Origin of the sequence: Eoetvoesiella sp. (assembly GCF_035555955.1) — a bacterium.
In the GTDB taxonomy this organism is placed as follows: Bacteria; Pseudomonadota; Gammaproteobacteria; order Burkholderiales; family Burkholderiaceae_B; genus Eoetvoesia.
Window position 1 is genome coordinate 20,478 of sequence record NZ_DATMGA010000032.1, and the last position, 21,042, is coordinate 41,519.

At 57.0% G+C, this 21,042-nt stretch carries 20 protein-coding genes; 7 read left to right on the forward strand and 13 right to left on the reverse strand.

The window, feature by feature from the left end:
• Positions 1 to 24: 24 nt before the first annotated feature.
• From VNT00_RS09315 to VNT00_RS09345, 7 genes are all read right to left on the reverse strand, one after another.
• Positions 25 to 1,044 carry a ketoacyl-ACP synthase III gene (locus VNT00_RS09315; protein ID WP_325586738.1) on the reverse strand — a complete coding sequence of 340 codons (1,020 nt, stop codon included), beginning with the start codon at positions 1,042 to 1,044 and terminating at the stop codon, positions 25 to 27.
• Between the two features lie 5 nt (positions 1,045 to 1,049).
• Complete coding sequence (locus tag VNT00_RS09320; protein ID WP_325586740.1) at positions 1,050 to 1,685, reverse strand: acetyltransferase; 636 nt, start codon at positions 1,683 to 1,685, stop codon at positions 1,050 to 1,052.
• An 8-nt stretch (positions 1,686 to 1,693) separates the two neighbouring features.
• Positions 1,694 to 2,467 carry an SDR family NAD(P)-dependent oxidoreductase gene (locus tag VNT00_RS09325; RefSeq protein ID WP_325586742.1) on the reverse strand — a complete coding sequence of 258 codons (774 nt, stop codon included), beginning with the start codon at positions 2,465 to 2,467 and terminating at the stop codon, positions 1,694 to 1,696.
• Positions 2,464 to 3,552, reverse strand: coding sequence for a 3-oxoacyl-ACP synthase III family protein (locus tag VNT00_RS09330; protein WP_325586744.1), 1,089 nt, complete (start codon positions 3,550 to 3,552; stop codon positions 2,464 to 2,466). Before VNT00_RS09330 ends, VNT00_RS09325 begins: the two co-directional genes overlap by 4 nt.
• A gap of 14 nt (positions 3,553 to 3,566) precedes the next feature.
• Complete coding sequence (locus VNT00_RS09335; RefSeq protein WP_325586746.1) at positions 3,567 to 3,773, reverse strand: phosphopantetheine-binding protein; 207 nt, start codon at positions 3,771 to 3,773, stop codon at positions 3,567 to 3,569.
• Positions 3,774 to 3,846: 73 nt separating this feature from the next.
• Positions 3,847 to 4,899, reverse strand: a complete 1,053-nt coding sequence (locus tag VNT00_RS09340; protein WP_325586748.1) for a Rieske 2Fe-2S domain-containing protein — start codon at positions 4,897 to 4,899, stop codon at positions 3,847 to 3,849.
• A gap of 106 nt (positions 4,900 to 5,005) precedes the next feature.
• Positions 5,006 to 6,148: a DegT/DnrJ/EryC1/StrS family aminotransferase gene (locus VNT00_RS09345; RefSeq protein ID WP_325586847.1), complete on the reverse strand. Its 1,143-nt coding sequence runs from the start codon at positions 6,146 to 6,148 to the stop codon at positions 5,006 to 5,008.
• 667 nt (positions 6,149 to 6,815) lie between these two features.
• On the opposite strand from VNT00_RS09345, the gene VNT00_RS17920 reads away from it, so the two are divergent.
• The 4 genes from VNT00_RS17920 (at position 6,816) to VNT00_RS09365 (ending at position 9,018) form a co-directional block, all read left to right on the forward strand.
• Positions 6,816 to 7,502 carry a hypothetical protein gene (locus VNT00_RS17920; protein WP_325586750.1) on the forward strand — a complete coding sequence of 229 codons (687 nt, stop codon included), beginning with the start codon at positions 6,816 to 6,818 and terminating at the stop codon, positions 7,500 to 7,502.
• 189 nt (positions 7,503 to 7,691) lie between these two features.
• Complete coding sequence (locus VNT00_RS09355) at positions 7,692 to 7,958, forward strand: BrnT family toxin (RefSeq protein ID WP_325586849.1); 267 nt, start codon at positions 7,692 to 7,694, stop codon at positions 7,956 to 7,958.
• Positions 7,888 to 8,232: a BrnA antitoxin family protein gene (locus VNT00_RS09360; protein WP_325586752.1), complete on the forward strand. Its 345-nt coding sequence runs from the start codon at positions 7,888 to 7,890 to the stop codon at positions 8,230 to 8,232. Before VNT00_RS09355 ends, VNT00_RS09360 begins: the two co-directional genes overlap by 71 nt.
• A gap of 375 nt (positions 8,233 to 8,607) precedes the next feature.
• A complete protein-coding gene (locus VNT00_RS09365) occupies positions 8,608 to 9,018 on the forward strand; it encodes a hemerythrin domain-containing protein (protein WP_325586754.1) in 411 nt (136 codons plus the stop codon).
• 163 nt (positions 9,019 to 9,181) lie between these two features.
• Here VNT00_RS09365 and VNT00_RS09370 read toward each other — a convergent pair whose 3' ends face one another.
• From VNT00_RS09370 to VNT00_RS09395, 6 genes are all read right to left on the reverse strand, one after another.
• Complete coding sequence (locus VNT00_RS09370) at positions 9,182 to 10,537, reverse strand: extracellular solute-binding protein (protein WP_325586756.1); 1,356 nt, start codon at positions 10,535 to 10,537, stop codon at positions 9,182 to 9,184.
• A 9-nt stretch (positions 10,538 to 10,546) separates the two neighbouring features.
• The gene (locus tag VNT00_RS09375; RefSeq protein ID WP_325586758.1) at positions 10,547 to 11,800 is read right to left on the reverse strand and encodes a D-amino acid dehydrogenase; all 1,254 of its coding nucleotides are present in this window, start codon (positions 11,798 to 11,800) and stop codon (positions 10,547 to 10,549) included.
• A 144-nt stretch (positions 11,801 to 11,944) separates the two neighbouring features.
• The gene (locus tag VNT00_RS09380; protein WP_325586760.1) at positions 11,945 to 12,985 is read right to left on the reverse strand and encodes a CDP-6-deoxy-delta-3,4-glucoseen reductase; all 1,041 of its coding nucleotides are present in this window, start codon (positions 12,983 to 12,985) and stop codon (positions 11,945 to 11,947) included.
• Between the two features lie 195 nt (positions 12,986 to 13,180).
• Positions 13,181 to 15,484 carry a DNA topoisomerase IV subunit A gene (gene parC, locus VNT00_RS09385; RefSeq protein WP_414650915.1) on the reverse strand — a complete coding sequence of 768 codons (2,304 nt, stop codon included), beginning with the start codon at positions 15,482 to 15,484 and terminating at the stop codon, positions 13,181 to 13,183.
• Positions 15,485 to 15,487: 3 nt separating this feature from the next.
• Positions 15,488 to 17,449 (reverse strand): DNA topoisomerase IV subunit B, encoded by a 1,962-nt coding sequence (locus VNT00_RS09390; RefSeq protein WP_325586762.1) that lies wholly within the window; start codon positions 17,447 to 17,449, stop codon positions 15,488 to 15,490.
• 1 nt (position 17,450) lies between these two features.
• Positions 17,451 to 17,783 carry a hypothetical protein gene (locus VNT00_RS09395; protein WP_325586763.1) on the reverse strand — a complete coding sequence of 111 codons (333 nt, stop codon included), beginning with the start codon at positions 17,781 to 17,783 and terminating at the stop codon, positions 17,451 to 17,453.
• A 27-nt stretch (positions 17,784 to 17,810) separates the two neighbouring features.
• Here VNT00_RS09395 and trxA point away from each other — a divergent pair, with 27 nt between their 5' ends.
• The 3 genes from trxA to gdhA all read left to right on the forward strand — a co-directional run bounded on the left by trxA (position 17,811) and on the right by gdhA (position 20,986).
• Positions 17,811 to 18,137, forward strand: a complete 327-nt coding sequence (gene trxA / locus VNT00_RS09400) for a thioredoxin TrxA (protein WP_325586765.1) — start codon at positions 17,811 to 17,813, stop codon at positions 18,135 to 18,137.
• A gap of 91 nt (positions 18,138 to 18,228) precedes the next feature.
• The gene (gene rho / locus VNT00_RS09405) at positions 18,229 to 19,485 is read left to right on the forward strand and encodes a transcription termination factor Rho (RefSeq protein WP_325586767.1); all 1,257 of its coding nucleotides are present in this window, start codon (positions 18,229 to 18,231) and stop codon (positions 19,483 to 19,485) included.
• 160 nt (positions 19,486 to 19,645) lie between these two features.
• Complete coding sequence (gdhA, locus tag VNT00_RS09410) at positions 19,646 to 20,986, forward strand: NADP-specific glutamate dehydrogenase (RefSeq protein WP_325586769.1); 1,341 nt, start codon at positions 19,646 to 19,648, stop codon at positions 20,984 to 20,986.
• The last annotated feature ends 56 nt before the right edge of the window (positions 20,987 to 21,042 follow it).

Sequence of the window (21,042 nt, forward strand, 5' to 3'; positions counted from 1 at the left end):
ATTCTCGTAGATTCTATATAAAAGCTACCAGTGAATAACACATCCTCCCCACGAATAGCCCACCCCAAATCCGACAGCTACGACCTTATGACCTTCGCGAAGATAACCCTTGGCATGGTGCTCTTTCAATGCAATGGGAATTGTGGACGAAACCGTGTTCCCACAGTGGGAAAATTCCGCAACAAATTTTTCCGTAGGGATATGCAAACGACGGCGCAAAGCCTCCAACATGAATTTATTGGCTTGATGAAACACAAAAAAATCGATGTCGTCAACACGACAATTTTCACCGAACAATGAAGAAAATAACTGAGGCACGCGCGACATCGAAAACTCAAAAATAGCCGGCCCATTCATATATAAATGAGCATCTGTGCGTACATTTCCGCTACTATCCGTATGCTCTATCGGAGCGGTACTACGCATAACAGGCTGACGATGACCGCCCATAGGCACTATCAAATTATCTGCTCCGGATCCATCAGTACCATACCGAAAGCGATCTAAAAATGGAGCATCGCCCTTCACAGCGCTGACCAAGGTTGCCGCCGCGGCATCGCCAAATAATGTACGAACACTTTTATCGCCAGGGTGAATGTATTTGCTATACGTTTCCGCGGTGACCAACAACACATTGCAAGCTTGGCCAGACTCGATCAGGCCTTTCGCTATACCAAGCCCGTAGATAAAGCCAGAACAACCCTGGTTAAAATCGAAGGCGCCACATGTCACAGGAAGACCTAAGCGGTCTTGCAGCACGCAGGCTGTCGCTGGTAACGCATAATCGGGGCTTTGTGTGCACAGAATCAAAAAGTCTATCTGTTCTCGTCCTATTGATGAGTTCTTGAAAAGTTTTTCACACGCACCAAACGCCAAATCAGAGGCGCACTGGCCAGCATCTACTACATGCCGGGTATGTATGCCAGTCTTGCCGAAAATTTTCTCTACATCCCATTGCGGATACTCGCGAGCCAAATCCTCATTGGTTAAAGTATTTGTTGGCAATACGTACTCGATCGCCTGGATACGCGCATGCAAACCCATCTATCTCACCTCGAAATCCGTTTAGCCGGCACGCCAAAAACAGTCTCCCCAGGCGCAACTTTACGCAAGACTACACTTCCAGCTCCCACACTCGCACCATGTCCAACATGCCCTTTGGGTAGCACCACTGCATGTGACCCCATGAACACTCCCTCGTCTAAGACGACGCCCCCGGTTACGTCGCAATGTCCACTAAGCGTGCTATAAGCCCCGATAGAGGTATCGTGCCCAATAGTGCATGCTGAATTAATGGTGGCAAAGTCACCAATATGCAGATCAGACGACACAACAGTTCGAGGGCAAATCACGACGCCCTCTCCAATTTTGGCGCGCTGCCCCACAATTACCGACGGATGGATCAGCGTGAAGAACGGTACTTCTTTTCCACGAAGTCGCTTAACCACGTCTTTTTTCCCAACAGGATCTGCTATTGCGCATACAAGCCACGCATTCTCCTGCGGCTGGAAACCATCAATTGTTGAAACAATCGGCGGGAGCCCAGGGAATTCGTCAAGCGCACTGGCAATATCGTTAACAAAGCCAACAATAATCCAGTCCGGATTGACATTACACCAATCACACAGCCACGCATACACTTCGCGGCCAAAGCCTCCTGCACCCACGATATAGAGCTTTTTCATCCCTATCCCTACGCGGCCAAGTACCCGCCATCAACCACAAGAGAAGTTCCAGTAACCCATCGTGCAGCGGGAGATAATAAATAGTGAACGGCATACGCCACATCCAATGGGCTTCCCAAACCTAACGCGTGCTTTTCCTCTATTGTTCTCATCGCGCCCTCACCCACCAAACCTTTAAGTGAATCGACCATTTCGGTCCGCACAGCCCCAGGGGTGACAGCATTCACTCGAATGCCCTCGGGAGCCAGTTCTAGAGCGGCGGCCCTGACCATGGATTCAATGGCTCCTTTGCTGGCGCAGTAACCTAGCAACGCTGGCTCCGCCGCTTGCGCCATTACCGATGACAGTAGAACGATGCTCGAACCTTGGCGGCAAACCCCCTTCTGGCGAAAAGCCTTGATCAATGAGAACGCCGAAGTCACATTCGTGCTCATCAGAGTGTTCCAATAATTCAATGAGCTTGCCCGAATAGGCCTAGGTGTTTGAACTCCAGCCGCATGTACCATGCCATCTAAAGGCGAAGCATCTTTTGCAAGCTCCTTTAGCCACATCGACACATCGATGTCAGACAGAAAATCGAAGGGAGCGATGCGATGCCCTTCACCCTCGAGCATGTCATGCGTTGCATGCAAACGTTCAGAATCACGCGCAGTCAGCACGACTCGCGCACCCTGCTCGCTAAGCCAAACTGCTACTTGGCGTCCAATACCTGAAGATGCCCCAGTTACCAATATGTGCCGATCCATCAGCGAAAAAGGAGTGTTGCTGCTCTGTTCCGTCATTGGCCCACCTTCGGCATAATGGTCAACGGGCTAATCCACATATCATTCAACTGCGCGACACAACCAGCCCAGGAATATCCAACCCCAAATCCCGCCAACATATAGCATCCGTTGGTGCGGCCACCTTGCTCAACGCATGCTGTGCTCATGGCCAAGGGAATGGAGGTCGAGCTTGTGTTGCCGAAATTTTGCACATTCAGCACTACCTTTTCTACAGGCAATTTCATCCGTTTGGCCAGATGCTGCAACATAAAACGATTTGCCTGGTGAAATACATATTTATCGATTTCATGGCTGGAAGTATTTGTAGCGCCATGCAGTGCGGCAACAAGCTCCGGAACACGCTTCAGCGTAAACGCGAAAATTTCCGCACCATTCATATATAGATCAAACCGTCCGCGGACATCGGAGTCATCCAGCGTCTTTTGCGTACCTTGACGGTCTCTAAAAGCCCCTCCTGGAACGATAAGATGATTCGCGCCACGGCCATCAGTTCCTAAAACAAAAGGGAGAGGTGCCGCGCTTTCATCATGATCCAGCAAAGTCGCCGAGCCGCCATCCCCAAAAAGGGCAGCAACGGAACGATCTGTTTTCGCAACAAGTTTGCTAACTGTGTCGCCTACCAATAGCAATACACGCCGGCTACCACCTGAAGACAATAACGACGCGGCTAGCCACAAGCCATAAACATAACCGGAACATCCAAGAGCGACATCGAACGCCGCCGCACTTACAGGCAATCCAAGTCGTTCCTGCAACACACACGCTGTGGCAGGCAATGTGTAGTCGTGTGTCTGCGACACGAAAATCAATGCATCGACACTACCAGGATCCACATCTAGATCGCTGAATAAGCGTTGTGCAGCGGCAGCGCACAAGTCGGAAGCACATCCGTCTGCAACAACGCGCCGGCGCTCGACTCCAGTGCTGGCGATAATTTTTTTTATTGCATCGATACCAAACTGGTCAGCCAGATCCAAAACTTCGTGTACAGTCTCTGGCACGGCACAAGCCATTCCAGATATCCTGACATTTTTTACCCAGCGCGCTTGACCCGCACCCAACGCCGCAGTTGTGTTCTGCATAGCCTCTTTTACCTTTAAGCGCTTACCAACTCCACCACAGCATCGACTGTCTCGCAACGATTCAGCTTGTCTGCTGAAAGGCTTTTATTCAGGCGTTCGTCCACGAGCGCCATGAAAGCAACTACCGCCAACGAATCCCACTCCAAGGGCTGTCCCAATTGGATGCACCCCTCATCGGCCTCCATGGCCTCTTCGATTAAGCTTAAAATTGAATCTGTCATGATCGATTTCCATAAAAACAAAGTAGACGTTCATAACGGTTATGACGTCAAAACACCAAGAGAAAAGTCAGGCTTATATATCTGCCCAAACAGAGCAGGACTTTCTAAAATGCAAGACTTTTTCCTCAAGGTCGCTGAAATATTTAGGCGGCTTGCTCGTCCAAGTTCGAGCTGGAATACGTTTGCACACCTGGTGATCCTCTTCAAAAATTTTTCGATTCATCTTAGCCGTTGATTGGATGAATGCATCCACAACTTCTTGATAACGAGAATCTGCAGCTAACGCTGAGTAAAGCCTACTGGTAAAGTAAGTTTGGTTATCCTGTAAAGATGGAAAAAAATTCTGTAGCGAATACGAAAACCCATACGTAGAAGAAAGCATGGAAAATGGAAAAATAAAAATACTCGAATAGCCTTCAAGCGCATTTCCAGTAGAAAAATACTTTTTCATGCTTCTTAAGCGCTTATCCAATCTTTCATTACCTATCCGAGAATGCCAGATAGAATTATTGCCAAGGAAAAAATTTTCCCCTTCAGTAAGTTGTAATGTCGCTAATGTATCAACATGAATAAGCGGAATATGGTATGGCTCTAACGCATTTTCAAGCGCAATGGCCCAAGCGCTTTCAAAAAAATATCTATTTACATCGCTGCAACCACTCAATTGAGAAGATATCTCTGCAAGAGAATCGTATATACGGCCTCCTAGCTGCTTTTTTAACGACTGTATTGGATCCACAGCAAAAAAAATAAAATCCCCGCAAAAATCCACATGAAATTTATTGAGATCCGCCGCAGTAACATCACACCTCGTAAAGCTCTTCTTATTCGCTATATTCAAGCGACCATTGGAATATCCCCAGCCATGGTATTTACAACGTATCGGCTCTTTGCCTGCATCATCCATGAAAAACCGAGCCCCTCGGTGCGGGCATAAATTATCAAAAACAATAATATGGCCGTTATCATTGTAGACAATTAACTCAAAACCTAGGATCTCAAATCTCATGAAATCATTATTATTAAAGATTTCACTTTTTAAGCAAATTGGATGCCAATACTTACTTACAAGTTTATTTGCAATCGAAATCGTTTCGCATGCCATATCTGTGTATTGAATTGCCACTTAGCTATCAACCTTCCTTCAGCCATATACTCACTAAAAGCAAATATTAAAATATATAGCCCTATAAAATTTGACAGTCTTTCATTATTCCAATCATCGAATACACTCAGTTCTTCTTTGACTCATCCATCGGCCCGCGTACGATACTCGATATTTTCGAAATCTCAAGTTGATTCAAGTTTGGATAAATCGGCAAACACAATACTTTTTTCGCCAACCTGTCCGCTATTGGTAAGTTCTCACATGAAGCCGAGGCCATGCCTCTATACATCGGAAACTCGCTTATCAAGGGATAAAAATATCTCCGAGCGTAGATATTTTTGTCCAATAACGCTTCAAACAACTGATCTCGGCTTAGTGGATAATCGTCTTCAACCAGTATGGGATAATATGAATAGTTGGCCTTTGCCTGCCCTGCATCACCAACAGGAAGAATTCCGATAACCCCACTTAATTGCTTATCGTAAATGCGGGCAATTTCCCGGCGGCGCCTAATTGCCCGATCCACGTGCGTTAGCTGCAGCAAACCAAACGCAGCATTCACTTCGCTCATCTTGCCGTTAATGCCGGCGGCAACCACGGTAAGTTCATCCACAAACCCAAAGTTCTTCAATCTATCTATACGCAGCTTTGTCTTGGCATCCGGGCACACAATGGCGCCCCCTTCAAAGGTATTGAATACCTTGGTCGCATGAAAGCTCAATACACTTAAATCGCCATGCCGCAAAATACTTCCGCCCTCGTCTTCCACACCAAAGGCGTGAGCCGCATCGTAAATGACACGAAGGTTATAGTTATCGGCAATGGCTTGGATCGCCTCCACATCGCATGGATTGCCATAGCAGTGCACCGGCATGATCGCCGTAGTATGGGGGGTGATGGCTGCTTCGATCTTTTTGGGGTCGAGGTTCAAAGTGTCCGGATCGATATCGGCAAATACCGGCTTAATCCCATTCCACAGCAATGAATGCGCAGTCGCCACGAACGAATACGGGGTGGTAATGACCTCGCCCGTTATCCGTAGTGATTGCAGCGCGGTTAGCAAGGCTGTCGTGCCATTATTGAACAGGCATATATATTCAACCCCCAGGTATTCGCAAAGCGCCTGCTCCAGCTGTTGATGCATGGGGCCGCCGTTGGTCAGCATTTTGCTGTCCCAAATTTGCCGCAAATAAGGGATGAACTCCTCCAAGGGAGGCAAATATGGTTGGGTTACATTGATGCGGCGCCCGCCCACAGCTTCTTCCATGCCATTGCCAGCCGATTCAAAGCTTTGAATATCGAAATTATTTGCTGGAACAATGCTATTCATTGGCGCAATGGATTTTGGAAAGAATAGCCAAAGCATAGCAAGGGCCACCGCCGGGCAATCGGTGGAACTATGGGGTGAACAGGCAGGAATGAGGGGAAATGCGCTTAGCTATTGCCGCTTGCAAAGCTCAATCTTCCCCGATTTTGAGCGCCATTTAAAAGGAGGAGCGTGATTTCTTAAGAGAAGTACGCTGAAGTGGCTAAAGAAACGCGCTCCCACATAAACAATTGCACCTGTTTACCACCTCTGCAGGTCACAGCAAGCGTGTCGAAACTCGTCACTCCCCAATGAAAAACATTTTGCTAGCCTTCCTGACGCCCTGCCATTCTTCCCTGATGCGTCCAGAATCGTGATCGGTCTGCCAACATTTCCGTAATTCCAGTCAATCGTCCCAGGTGGAACCAGCACCTGGGACGATACGCACGGCAGCAGCACGTGATGCGCCCAACTTGCGAATGTACAGCGCAGTTCACGGTCTTGCAGGCATTCCGAGTTATACACGGTTGAATGAGTTTGTATACGTCCTCCAGCCCCCCGTTGTGCTCCTAGCTAAACAGCAACACCGTCCGCCCTGAACACAAACGGCATTCACCCCTTACTCATAGTGAACAAACAGTTCCCGATTGCAGCGGGTGCATTCGTGTGTCTTCAAATTCGATCTGTAGCGGCCGCGAATGTAAATGCCCTTGTTGCCGCAATGTATGCAGCGCGGGCGGCCATTGTCCATCACGGCATGAGGCAGGCTTCGGTATTCGCTTTCCCGCAGAAGGCTGTCTACGGGAAGAAACAGCAAAGCACAAACGGCCAGCGCCGCCACCCATGGCCAAAAGCCGGTCAGTATGCCGGCGGCGTAAGTCACGACCAGCACCACGGCGGCAAGGGCGACGACAAGTGTGGTGCGCTGGCTGCGGTTCTTGGCAATGCGTGCCTGAAGCGCGCGCTCGTAGGCGGCATCGGTTTCGGCGTTGGGAAACGCAAGGCGCGGGGTTTGCTCTGGGTGGGTACGCCCATGGAACCGGGCGCCGTCTCCGATAAAGGGCTCTTTCTCGGGGGATTGCGCGGGCTGCCGCCGCAGCTTGGGACGCAGGTCTTTTCCGCAGTTCGGGCAAAACTTGTCCGAACGCTGGATTTCATGATTGCATTTAAAACAGTTCATCGAAAAATCAAAACACCATACAGGTTACCGGAATCAGCGGCTGATTTTAACGTGCAGGAAAAAACGCGAGGCTCAATGACAAGCCGTGTTGGCGATAAGCCGGCCAGGCGCAGCCCAACACCAGCCGCCTTGTAATATGCAATCTGACATTAATCCAAAAAAACAGGAAGTTTCCGCATAGACATATTTGTCGACAACCAGACACACTCTCTCATTGCCTGCTGTATTGTGAATATCGTTTTGGCAACCGGAATAATCAATGTATGCAATCAGGTCATGGCAAGCGGGATTGCTCTCGAAACTTATTGTGCATACAATAAAGCCATGAGGATTATCTTTGATCCTCGTAAGGACAGGCAAAATCTGGGAAAACATGGCGTCTCACTTGCCGATGCTGGCAGATTCGAGTGGTCAACATCAGTTATGTGGCCTGACTGTCGGCAAGACTACGGAGAATTGCGAATAGCAGGCCTGGGTTACATCGGCCATCGCCTGCATTACATCGTATTCGTAGAACGCGATGACAACCGGCGCATCATCAGTTTGCGTAAAGCAAACATTAGAGAAATCAAACGCTATGCCGAAACTTAAACCTCAAACCATTATTCCAACGCCTGACGAAGACCTTGCCATTACCGCCGCGGCCGCCACGGATCCCGACGCCATGCCGCTAACTGACACGCAATGGAAGCAAGCGAAACCAAAATCCCGAATTGGCCGCCCGCCCGCTGACATTACCAAAGAACGCATCACAATTCGCCTTTCACGCGACGTGCTGAAGCAATTCCGTGAAGGCGGTGCAGGCTGGCAAACACGCATGGATCTGGCATTGAAAGACTGGCTTAAAACCCGATCGTCCAGGTAATCGAGTAACACGGCCAACAGCATCACGCCCGATGCGAACAAGCCCTACTTGCTGTCGGGCATGATCGCAGCATCCAGGATATTCAGCGACCAGATTTCCAATTTGAGCAGGGGTAGCGGCTTTCAGGCGCTGTTCTACGCCTTCGGGCAAGGAATCGAACTTTCGAAGCAAGCAGCCGCTTCAACACGGCACACTTAAGCCCATTAGAATTCCGCAGCGCTTGCCATTCAATAAAGATATATTTAATATACATCTTTAACGAAATACGATCCGACGCCCTGCCTATCCAGGGTACAAACACATGAAACGAAAACAAGCGCGCAATCGTTTTTTTCCGGATTCGTAGTACTCGACGGCGCAACATAAGGAACAAGCATGGACATCGACAGCTTCAAGGCCCAGCACGAGAAAATTCTGGAGGGCATTGCCGCCCTGCGCAACTATGCCAAGGCCGGCATTGCGGAAAACGCCGAGCTTATCGCCGGCCAGGTTGTTGCGTTGAGTTCCATCATCAAGGTTCACCTGGCCATCGAAGATCGGGTCCTTTACCCCTCACTGCAGAAAAACGCGCATGCCGAGCTGGCCGCCATGGGGCGCGCCTACCAGGATGAAATGAAGGACATTGCGCAGGCCTATACGGCCTTTTCGCGGCGCTGGAACACGCCCACGCAGGTGGCCCGCGAAGCGGAAGGCTTTCGCCACGATGCGAATACGGTGCTGAAAATGGTGTACCAGCGCATGCAAAGAGAGAACGCGGAGTTCTACCCTGCCATTGAAGCGGCCTGAGGCCGAGTCCCCGAGACTGAACCCGAATCGAGGCCTGAACCTGGCTCCAGGCATATCAAGATTCGGCTTGAGCTGAACGCCGCACCGCCCAGCAACCGGCAATCAGGGCGGCCACATGCAAGGGACATCATCGGCCCTTGCATTGCCACATAAAACCAGCCGCTTATTTTGCCTGCATCAAGTGGTCGGCTTCGGCCGAGGCGGCGCTAAGCGTCGGCACGGCGGGTTCCTGGCCATTCAGCGCGCGATCGAGCTGCTGGTGGAACATGGCTCGTATTTGCGGGTAGTTGCTGACATTGAAGCTGCGCGACGTCAGCACCTGGGGGTTGGCGTACACGGCAACCAGGTTGCGCCAGTCGCCCAGGTTCTTGTAGTACGAAGCGTCGGTGCTGTTGAACGCCTGCTGGGTCAGCGGCAGGTAGCCGGTGTTCTGGTACCAAGTGGCGGCGTTCTTGGTTTGCGACAACCAGGCCAGGAATTGCGCCGTGGCTTTGTCCTCGGCGGCGGAATGGCCGCTGGTCGTCCAAAAGCCGGCGCCGTCGACAAAGGGATTGCCGGGCTTGGACGTGACTTCGGGGTAATAAGGCAGTCCCGACACGCCGAAATCCAGGACGTTCTTGTCGCGGAAGGCGCCCAGATGGCTGGAATCGGACATCAGCACGGCGCATTCGTTGTTGGCGAAACGCTTGACCGCCACGCCCTCCTGGTCAGGCTTGAGCATGAGTTCGCTGCGCACCCAGCTGATCATCAGCGACAAATGCTTCACGTACACGGAATCGAAGATGAAAGCGGGCTCGACCTTGGTCTTGACCTTGGCTTTCTTGCCTTTGCTGTTGCTATGCACCGCCACGGTTTCCACGGCTACGTAGCGCTGGTTGTTGACCGCGGCGAGGTTCTCCAGGTTGATGGAAACCGGCTCGTCGGTGACCAGCGGGCAGTTGCGCGTGGCCTTGTTGGCCAGGTTGACCAGTTGGTCCTGCAGGCCGGGCCAAGAACGCTGCGGCTGCGCCGGAACGATGCCCGCCTTCTTGAAGGCGCTGACGTTGTAGAACATGACGGGCACTTCGACCATGTACGGCAAGGCCAGCATGCGGCCTTTGCCGTCGCGCATGAACCCGGCGTCAGGCGACACGAACCACTTGGCGTCCTTGATGGGGTATTTGGCCAGCAGGCTGTATAGAGGCTGAATGTAGTGGCGCTGCGCGATGGCATCCGGGTTGCGGTTGTTGTCGAGCTGCACGAGATTGGGGGTTTTCTTGCTCTTGGCGCTTTCCGCCAGGGCTGATTCGATGGCGTTGTTGGTGTCGAACGCCTTGACCGTGACCTTGACGTCGTCCTGGTCGCGGTTGAACTGCTTGACCAGCTTTTCAAAAACGCCGGCGTTGTGCTCATTCAGCGAATGCCAGACCTGAATGTCGGTGGCGGCGTAGACCTGCGGCATGCCTGCAAACGTAAATACGCTGGCCAGCGACAGCGTGCGCGCCAGATTGGGCACGCTAAAAAGCCGATGTATCTTCATGAATTGCTATCAACCTATAAAAGGAAAAACAGGCTCGGGGGTATTGCCTGAAACAATATCGGCCAGCGCGCGCCCGGAACCCACGCCCATCGTCCAGCCCAGTGTGCCGTGGCCGGTGTTCAGGTACAGGTTGGAGATACGTGTTCGGCCAATTATCGGGACATTGGAAGGGGTTGACGGACGCAAGCCCGACCAGAACTGAACATTATCAAAATCAAGGGCGGTTGGGAACAAACCGCGCGCCAAAGCTGACATATTTTCGCAACGGTTTGTATTCAGGGCCCGGGAATAGCCGCTTAGCTCCGCCACGCCGGCCATGCGCAATTGCTTGCCCAGGCGGCTGTAGACCACCTTGTGGGCGCTGTCGGTAAGGCTGACGCTGGGAGCCGCCGATTCGTCCACGATATCGAAGGTGGCCGAATAGCCCTTGGCCGGATACACCCGGCAAGGCACTCCCAATGGCGCCACAAGATGCGGTGTCCAGCACCCCAGGGCGGCCACGTAGGCATCGGCGGTAATGGTCTGAAACAGACCATCGGGCTTGACCACTTCCACCCCCTGCACCTGCCCCCCCGCCGCCAGCAAACGGTTGACTTGGGTGGAAAAGCGGAACTCCACGCCGGCCCGGCGGGCGTGCTCGGCCAATGCGGTCGTGAACAGGTAGACGTCGCCGCTTTCGTCCTCGGGGGTGTAGTCGCCGCCCACGATGCTGTGCCGGATCGATGCCAGCGCCGGCTCGATCTCCACGATCTCGTCCGGCCCAACGATGCGGCGGTCGACCCCGAAGTTGCGCATGACTCCGGCCGCCCGCTGCGAAGCGTCGAACGCCTCGTCGTCCCGGTAGAAATTGAGAATGCCGCGTTCCAGATGGTTGTACTCGATGCCCAGGTCGGCGCGCATGCCCTGCAAGGTGTGCAGGCTGTATTCGGCCATGGCCACCATGGCCTTGATGTTGGGAGCCAGGCGGCTGGGCAGGCACTCGCGCAGAAAGGCCAGCCCCCAACCCCATTGGCGCAAGTCGAACTGGGGCCGGAACGACAGGGGCGCATTTTTTTGCAGCAGCCATTTGAGCAACTGCAGCGGCGCCTGGGGATTGGCCCAGGGCTCCGCATAGGACACCGATATCTGGCAGCCGTTGGCCCGGCTGGTTTCCTGGGCCGGCCCGGGCTCCCGGTCGATGACCACCACGTCGTGCCCTGCCTGGTTCAGCCACCAAGCGGTTGCTGTTCCGATAATCCCGCTACCCAATACCGCTACTTTCATGGTTCCAACCTTTACACATCAATGGCTTTTGCCGATCGCCCGCCACGCCCGTCCGCCAAGGCGACGGGATTTGCGCGTCAGGGACTCGGATTTGCCCAGTCTGCCTTTCCGTCCCGTCCCATTTGGGCCCGCCCAAAGCGCTTGCTATGCCGGCGTTGCATCCGCTGCGCTGGTGAACGCATCGGCGAAGAACTCCTCGTCGGGCAGGCCGGCCTGCCGGACGAAATCGCGGCGCGCGCTTTCCACCATGACGGGTGCTCCACAAGCATACACCTGGTGGTTGGAAAGGTCGGGCAGGTCCTCGAGCACGGCCAGGTGCACGAAGCCGCTGCGGCCTGTCCAGCCGTCTTCGGGCAAGGCGTCGGAGACCACCGGCACATAGGAAAAACCCGGCCACTGTTCGGCCCACTGCCTGGCCTGGGCATCCAGGTACAGGTCTCCGGGCCGCCGCCCTCCCCAGTACAGCACCGCCTTGCGCGTCATGTTTTGCCGCATCATGTTTTCGACAATGGCCTTGATGGGCGCGAACCCGGTGCCGCTGGCCAGGAACACTATGGGCTTGTCACTGTCTTCGCGCAAAAAGAACGAGCCAAAGGGGCCCTCGACCCGCAGGATTTCGCGCAGCTTCATTTGCGTGGCGCCGACGCCGAACACATGGTCGGTGAAAGCGCCGCCGGGCATGTGCCGCACATGCAGCTGTACCTTGTTGTCGGCCGATGGCGGGTTCGCCATGGAATAGCTGCGGCGGCGGCCGTCCTTGAGGATGAACTCAATATACTGCCCGGCGTAATACCGGAAGGGCTCGGCCGGCGGCATCTGCAGCGTCACGACCGCCACGTCGTCGCCGAGCTTTTCAAGTCCCATGACGCGCACCGGCATTTTGCGGATTTGAATATCGCTGGCCATGCGGATCTCGCGCGCTTCGATGACCATGTCGGAAGTCGGCCTGGCTTGGCAGAACAGGGTATAGCCCTCGGCCAGCTCTTCGGGGGAAAGGATTTGCGCCGGGCACGATCCTGCCTCGAACGATCCGGACACCACCTTGCCCTTGCAGGTGGAGCAGGCGCCGCTGCGGCAACTGTAGGGCAGGACTATGCCCGCCTCCATGGCGGCATCGAGCACCGAGGCCCCCGGCTGAACCGTGAATTCGTGGCGTGTGGACTGAACAGTAACCTTGAAGCTCATGACATTCTTTAAACAGGGTTCAACACAACAAACCTTTCCATTTTAAGCCTTTGCCGGCCAATGCTGGCCGCCGCCAGGCAGCCCCGCCCGCGCAAGGGCTGCCCAGGCCTCGCCCGCGCCCCGTCGCAGCCCATCAAGAAAGCATATTTTGCCCGTGGAACACCCCGGCGGCATGCCCCTCGGGCGCGACGGCGGTCAGGCCGCTCGCAAAACAGGCTGCTTGACCTTGACGGACAAGGTCTTGCCCTTGCGCGCCCTCTTGCCCGCGTACTCAGCCAGGTCCTGCGGCCCAAGGGCGATTTCCGTTTCCTTGTTGCGATACACCCCGCTGGCAACCAGGCCCGCCGGCCCCAAGGCCGCCCATTGCGCAATGACGTCCGGCGCATCCAGGCCCATCAAGATGGTGCCGCGCCCGCCGCCCGACAATACCTTCAGTTCGGCCAGATCGATGACCAGGAAACGGCCTTTCTTGCTGAGCATGGCCAGTTGCGCATCGTCCGCCCTCAGCGCCAGCGGCTTGAGCAGGGCATCGCCCTCTTCCACCGACACGAACTGCTTGCCCGCGCGCTGGCGGGTGGTGAGATCCTTGAGCGTGGTGAGGAAGCCGTAACCGCCCTGCGTGCCCAGCACGTAGCGCTGCGCGTCGGCGCCCGCCACCATGTGCACGATGCGCGTGCCGTGCTCGACATCGACCATGGAGGTAATGGGCTGGCCGTCGCCGCGCGCCGAAGGCAGGCTGGATACCGCCACGGTGTAGACCCGCCCGGTGTTGGACAGCGCCACCAGGTTGTCGGTGCTGCGGCATTCGATGGCGTCGTACAGCGCATCGCCGGTCTTGAAGTTGAACTGGGAGGCATCGTGTCCATGCCCCTGGCGGGCGCGCAGCCAGCCCTTTTGCGACATGATGACGGTAACCGGCTCGTCCACCACGCGCGTTTCCACCACGGCGCGCTCGGCCGTCTCGATCAGGGTGCGCCGGTCGTCGCCATATTGCTTGGCATCGGCCTCGATTTCCTTGATCATCAGGCGCTTGAGCGAAGCGGGGTTGGCCAGCAGTTCGGCAAGCTTGGCCTGCTCTTCTTTTTGCTCGGCCAGCTCTTTTTCGATCTTGAAGCCTTCCAGGCGCGCCAACTGGCGCAAGCGCATTTCCAGGATGTCCTCGGCCTGGCGCTCGGAAAGGTCGAAGCGCTGCATCAGGGCGGCCCGGGGTTCGTCCGACTCGCGGATGGTCTGGATGACTTCGTCGACATTCAGGTACACCACCATCCGCCCTTCCAGCACATGGATGCGATCCGTGACCTTGTCCAGGCGGTGCTGGGTGCGGCGGGTGACGGTGTGGGTCCGGTAGGCCAGCCAGTCGGCCAGTACCTGCCGCAAGGCGCGCTGTCCGGGACGCGCATCGGTGCCTATGCACACCAGGTTTATGGACACGCTGCCTTCCAGGCTGGTCCGGGCCAGCAGGGTATTGACGAATTCGTCACGATCGATGCGGCTGGTCTTGGGTTCGAACACGAGGCGCACCGCGGCCTCTTTGCCGGATTCGTCGCGCACGGCATCCAGCAGCCCCAGCATCAATGCCTTGACCTGCTGCTGCTCGCTGGTCAGGCTTTTCTTGCCGGTCTTGACCTTGGGGTTGGTGCAGTCTTCGATTTCTTCGAGGATTTTCTGCGAGGACGTGCCCGGCGGCAATTCCGTGACCACCAGTTGCCACTGGCCGCGCGCCATGTCTTCGAACTGCCAGCGCGCCCGCGCCTTGATCGAGCCCCGCCCGGTGCCGTAGATGTGGGCGATGTCCTCGGGCGCCGAGATGATTTGCCCGCCACCGGCGAAATCGGGCCCCGGCACCAGCCGGAACAGTTCTTCGTCGTCCAGCTTGGGGTTCTTGAGCAGGGCCACGCAGGCCTGGGCGATTTCGCGCAGATTGTGCGACGGAATTTCGGTGGCCATGCCCACGGCGATACCCGACGCGCCGTTCAGCAGCATGACAGGCAGGCGTGCCGGCAGAAGCTGGGGCTCCTTCTGGCTGCCGTCGTAATTGGGAATGAAATCGACCGTGCCTTCGTCCAGTTCGTCCAGCAATATGCGCGAGAACGGCGTCAGCCGGGCCTCGGTGTACCGCATGGCGGCGGCGTTGTCGCCGTCGCGCGAACCGAAATTGCCCTGTCCGTCTATGAGCGGATAGCGCAAGGTGAAGTCCTGGGCCATGCGCACCATGGCGTCGTAGGCCGCCTGGTCGCCATGCGGATGGTACTTGCCCAGCACGTCGCCCACCACCCGCGCCGACTTCACCGGCTTGGCGTTGGGGCCCAGTCCCATGGCGTCCATGGCGTAAAGTATGCGCCGCTGCACGGGTTTCTGGCCGTCGGCCACCTCGGGCAAGGCGCGGCCGCGCACCACCGAAACCGCGTAATCCAGATATGCCTGCTCGGCATAGGCAGCCAGCGTCAGGCTTTCGCCGTCGCTCGGGCTGTCGAACAAACCTGCTTGTGTTGCATCCATAATTTAAATATCCACCTCGGCCAGATTGCCTTTTTCTTCAAGCCAACTGCGCCGCTGGCTGGATTCGCCTTTGCCCATCAACATGTCGAACATGCGCACGGTGGCCTCCACCCCCGCCTCGCCGCAACCCACCGGCATCAAGCGGCGGGTATCGGGATTCATGGTGGTGTCCCACAGTTGCTCGGCGCTCATTTCGCCCAGGCCCTTGAAGCGGCTGATGCTCCAGGAGCCTTCGCGCACGCCTTCGCCGCGCAGCTTGTCCTGGGCGGCGTTCAGTTCGCCCTCGTCCAGGCAGTACAGCTTGCGCGCCGGCCGCTTGCCCAGCGCCGGAACGTCCAGCCGGAACAAGGGCGGACGCGCCACATACACATGGCCGGCCTCGATGAGCTTGGGAAAATGCCGGAAGAACAAGGTAAGCAGCAAGACCTGGATATGGGAGCCGTCGACATCAGCATCGGACAGGATGCAGATGCGGTTGTAGCGCAGGCCCGACAAATCGACGTTATCGTCCGCCCCGTGCGGATCCACCCCGATGGCCACTGAAATATCGTGGATTTCGTTGTTGGCGAACAGGCGGTCGCGCTCGACCTCCCAGGAATTGAGCACCTTACCGCGTAGCGGCAGGACCGCCTGGAACTCTTTGTCGCGCCCCATTTTCGCGGAACCGCCGGCCGAATCGCCCTCCACCAGGAACACCTCGGTGCGGGAGGAGTCGGTGGATTCACAGTCGGTCAACTTGCCGGGCAGCACCGCCACGCCCGAACTCTTGCGCTTCTCGACCTTCTGGGCCGAGCGCGTGCGCGCCTGGGCCTGGCGGATGGCGCTTTCGGCCAGCTTCTTGGCCGCCTCGACATTGGCATGCAAGGCAAGATCGAGCGCGTTCTTGACGTAGCCGCCGACCAGGCGCACGGCATCGCGGCTGTTGAGCCTTTCCTTGATCTGGCCCTGGAACTGCGGGTCGAGCACCTTGGCCGACAGCACGAAGCTGGCCCGCGCGAACACGTCGTCAGGCAATAGCTTGACGCCCTTGGGAATGAGGCCGTGCAACTCGGCAAAGGCCTTGACCGCGTTATACAGACCGTCGCGCAGCCCCGCTTCGTGCGTGCCGCCCGCCGGCGTCGAAATGAGGTTGACGTACGACTCGCGCACCACGTTGCCGTCCACCGTCCAGGCCACGGCCCATTGCGCGCCCTCGCCTTCGGCGAACGACTCGTCATCGTCGCCCGCGTACTGGCGGCCCTCGAACAGCGGCACGATTTTCTCGGCATCGCCCAGCGCTTCATTCAGGTAGCCGCGCAGGCCGTCGGCATACAGCCACTGGCGGGCCTCCCCGGTTTTTTCGAGGGTCAGCGAGACCTTGACGCCGCTGAGCAGGACGGCCTTGCTGCGCAGGGAATGCACCAGATCGGCCGCCGGCACGACGGCGCTGTCGAAATACTTGGGGTTGGGCCAGACCCGCACGCGCGTGCCGGTCTTTTTGCGCGGCACCGTGCCGGTTTCGCGCAATGGCCGCTCGACCTCGCCGTCGGCGAATGCCAGCTGGTATTCATGGCCGTCGCGCCACACGGTGATTTCGAGCCGCGTGGACAGGGCATTGGTAACCGACACGCCCACGCCGTGCAGGCCGCCCGAGAACGCATAGGCGCCGCCGGCCTTTTTGTCGAATTTACCGCCGGCGTGCAAGCGGGTGAACACGATTTCCACGACCGGCACCTGCTCTTCGGGATGCAGGCCGACCGGAATGCCCCGGCCGTCGTCCTCGACCGAAATGCTGCCGTCGGTGTGCAGCGTGACGTCGATCTGCTGGCCGAACCCGGCCAGCGCCTCGTCGGCCGCGTTGTCGATGACCTCTTGCACGATATGCAAGGGGCTCTCGGTTCGTGTGTACATGCCGGGCCGCTGGCGTACCGGTTCCAGCCCTTTCAGAACCCGGATTGAAGCTTCGTCGTAGCGTGGTGTAGCCAAGTTATCCCCAAAAAAATTCGTGGATCGAAAACCTTATTTTACGGATGTCGCGCGATCCCGCTGCGGATCGGCTAAAATGTGTCCATAAATACACAGGTAAAAGGCAAGGGTAATGCAGGCCGCCGCCGACAATGGTATGCTTGTCGTCAACAAGTAAAATCATGCCGCCCGGCCACAATTGCCAGAACGCTGCTGAACAGGTTCGCGCAGTTCGGTTCGGCCCCCCGAAGCCAAGCATGCGAACCAGCCCGGCGGCACGCCAATACGCCTTGTGTTGCGGCCCTGCCTCTTCTTCGTATATCGTATAGCTGTACGTGTGGTTTGCAGCAAGCATTCACTTTCAATCTACATCATCCAAATCATGAGCGAATTAATCCGAAACGTGAGCGACGCCTCCTTCGAGGCCGACGTGCTTCAGGCCGACGGCCCGGTTCTTGTGGACTACTGGGCGGCGTGGTGCGGCCCCTGCAAAATGATTGCGCCGCTTCTTGACGAAGCCGCCAAGCAATACCAGGGCCGGGTCACCATCGCCAAGCTCAATGTCGACGAAAACCCCGACACGGCCGCCAAGTTCGGCGTGCGCGGCATTCCCACACTCATGCTGTTCAAGGACGGCAAGGCGGCCGCCACCAAGGTCGGCGCCCTGTCCAAGTCGCAGCTCGCCAGCTTCCTCGACGAATCCGTTTAACCACTTTTGTGCGCAAGCCCTTCCCGGGCTTGCGAGCCAGTTTGGGGCTCGACTCTTCCGCCCCGGCCCAACTCCCCCCCTCTCCTTTCTCATGCACCTCACTGAACTAAAAGCTCTGCACGTCTCGCAGCTGCTGGAAATGGCCGCCAGCCTGGAAATCGACAACGCAAGCCGCCTGCGCAAACAGGAAATCATGTTTGCCATCATGAAGCGCCGCGCCAAGCAAGGCGAACAGATTTTCGGCGACGGCGTGCTCGAGGTTCTGCCCGACGGTTTCGGCTTTTTGCGCTCGCCCGACACCTCTTACCTGGCCAGCACCGACGACATCTATATTTCGCCTTCGCAAATCCGCCGCTTCAACCTGCACACCGGCGACTCCATCGAGGGCGAAGTGCGGGTTCCCAAAGACGGTGAACGCTATTTCGCCCTGGTCAAGGTCGACAAGGTCAACGGCATGCAGCCCGAGGCCATCAAGCACCGCATCATGTTCGAGAACCTGACGCCACTGCACCCCAATCAGGTCATGACGCTCGAACGCGACATCAAAAGCGAGGAAAACGCCACCGGCCGCATCCTGGATATCTTCGCCCCCATGGGCAAAGGCCAGCGCGCCCTCATCGTGGCCAGCCCCAAGTCGGGCAAGACGGTCATGATGCAGCACATTGCGCACGCCATCACCACCAACTACCCCGACGCCACCATGATCGTCCTGCTGGTGGACGAACGCCCCGAAGAAGTCACCGAAATGCAGCGCACGGTGCGCGGCGAAGTCGTGGCGTCGACCTTCGACGAACCCGCCACGCGCCACGTGCAGGTCGCCGAGATGGTCATCGAAAAAGCCAAGCGCCTGGTCGAACTGAAAAAAGACGTGGTCATCCTGCTCGACTCCATTACCCGCCTGGCCCGCGCCTACAACACCGTGGTGCCGGCCTCGGGCAAGGTGCTTACCGGCGGTGTCGATGCCAACGCGCTGCAGCGGCCCAAGCGCTTTTTCGGCGCGGCCCGCAACCTCGAGGAAGGCGGCTCGCTCACCATCATCGGCACGGCGCTCATTGAAACCGGCAGCCGCATGGACGAAGTCATCTACGAAGAGTTCAAGGGCACCGGCAACTCCGAAGTCCACCTCGAACGCCGCCTGGCCGAGAAACGCGTTTACCCGGCCATCAACCTGAACAAATCGGGCACGCGCCGCGAAGAGCTGCTCATCAAGCCCGAACTGCTTCAGAAGGTCTGGGTCTTGCGCAAGTTCATCCACGAAATGGACGAAGTGGCCGCCATGGAATTCATCCTGGACAAGATCCGCGCTACCAAGAACAACGCCGAGTTCTTCGACATGATGAAAAAGTAACCGGGCGCAAGCCCGCTAAAGCCTCTCGCTCGAGAGGCTTTTTGCCTGCACGCTCCGGACTTTCCACGCTGCCGCAAGCCGGACGAACACGGCAGACGCCCCTCAACCCCGGCCGGACTTTCATCCACCGGCACGAACCAAACAACATAGAGTACCTTCGATGACACTACCCACGCTCAATCAGTTTCTGGACCAAGTTCAAGCCCGCGACCCGAATCAGCCCGAATTCATGCAGGCCGTCAAAGAAGTCATGACATGCTTGTGGCCGTTCATCGAACAAAATCCCCGCTACGCCGAACAAGGCCTGCTCTCGCGCCTGGTCGAACCCGAACGCGCCATCCAGTTCCGCGTGTCCTGGGTCGACGACCAGGGCAAAGTGCAGACCAACCGCGCCTTCCGCATCCAGCACAGCTCGGCCATCGGCCCTTTCAAGGGCGGCATGCGCTTCCACCCCTCGGTGAATCTTTCCATCCTGAAATTCCTGGCTTTCGAACAAACGTTCAAGAACGCCCTCACCACCCTGCCCATGGGCGGCGGCAAGGGCGGCTCCGACTTCGACCCCAAGGGCAAGTCCGATGGGGAAGTCATGCGCTTCTGCCAGGCCCTGATGATCGAACTGTACCGCCACCTGGGTCCGGATACCGATGTGCCCGCGGGCGACATCGGCGTGGGCGCGCGCGAGGTCGGCTTCATGGCCGGCATGATGAAAAAGCTCTCCAATTCGGCAGCCAGCGTCTTCACCGGCAAGGGCATCACCTTTGGCGGCAGCCTCATCCGCCCCGAAGCCACCGGCTACGGCACGGTGTATTTCGCCGAAGAAATGCTCAAGCATGCCAACCAGTCGCTCGATGGCCTGACGGTCTCGGTTTCAGGCTCGGGCAATGTGGCGCAATACGCCATCGAAAAATGCCTGCAGATGGGCGCCAAGGTGGTGACGGTTTCCGATTCGCACGGCTGCGTGGTGGATCCCGCGGGCTTCACCCACGACAAGCTGCAAGCGCTCATCGAACTCAAGAACAACCGCCGCGGCCGCATCGAAACCTACGCCAAGGAACACAAGCTTACCTACGAAATCGGCAAGCGCCCCTGGCACGTGCCGGTCGACGTCGCCCTGCCCTGCGCCACCCAGAACGAGCTGGAACTGGAAGACGCCAGGATGCTCATCAAGAACGGCGTGCGCTGCGTGGCCGAAGGCGCCAACATGCCCACCAGCCTGGACGCCTGCGACGCCTTCATCGGCGCCAAGGTGCTGTATGCGCCGGGCAAGGCCAGCAACGCCGGCGGCGTGGCCGTTTCGGGCCTGGAAATGAGCCAGAACGCGTTGCGCCTTTCCTGGACCCGTGAAGAAGTCGATGGCCGCCTGCGCGCCATCATGCGCAACATCCATGAAAACTGCGTGCGCTACGGCGCCCAGGGCAAGGAAGTCAATTACCTGAACGGCGCCAACATCGCCGGCTTCGTCAAGGTAGCCGACGCCATGCTGGCCCAGGGCGTTTACTAAGCCCGGCAATTACCAAGGCCCTGGGCATGTAAAGTCCCTGGGCCGCACCGGAACCG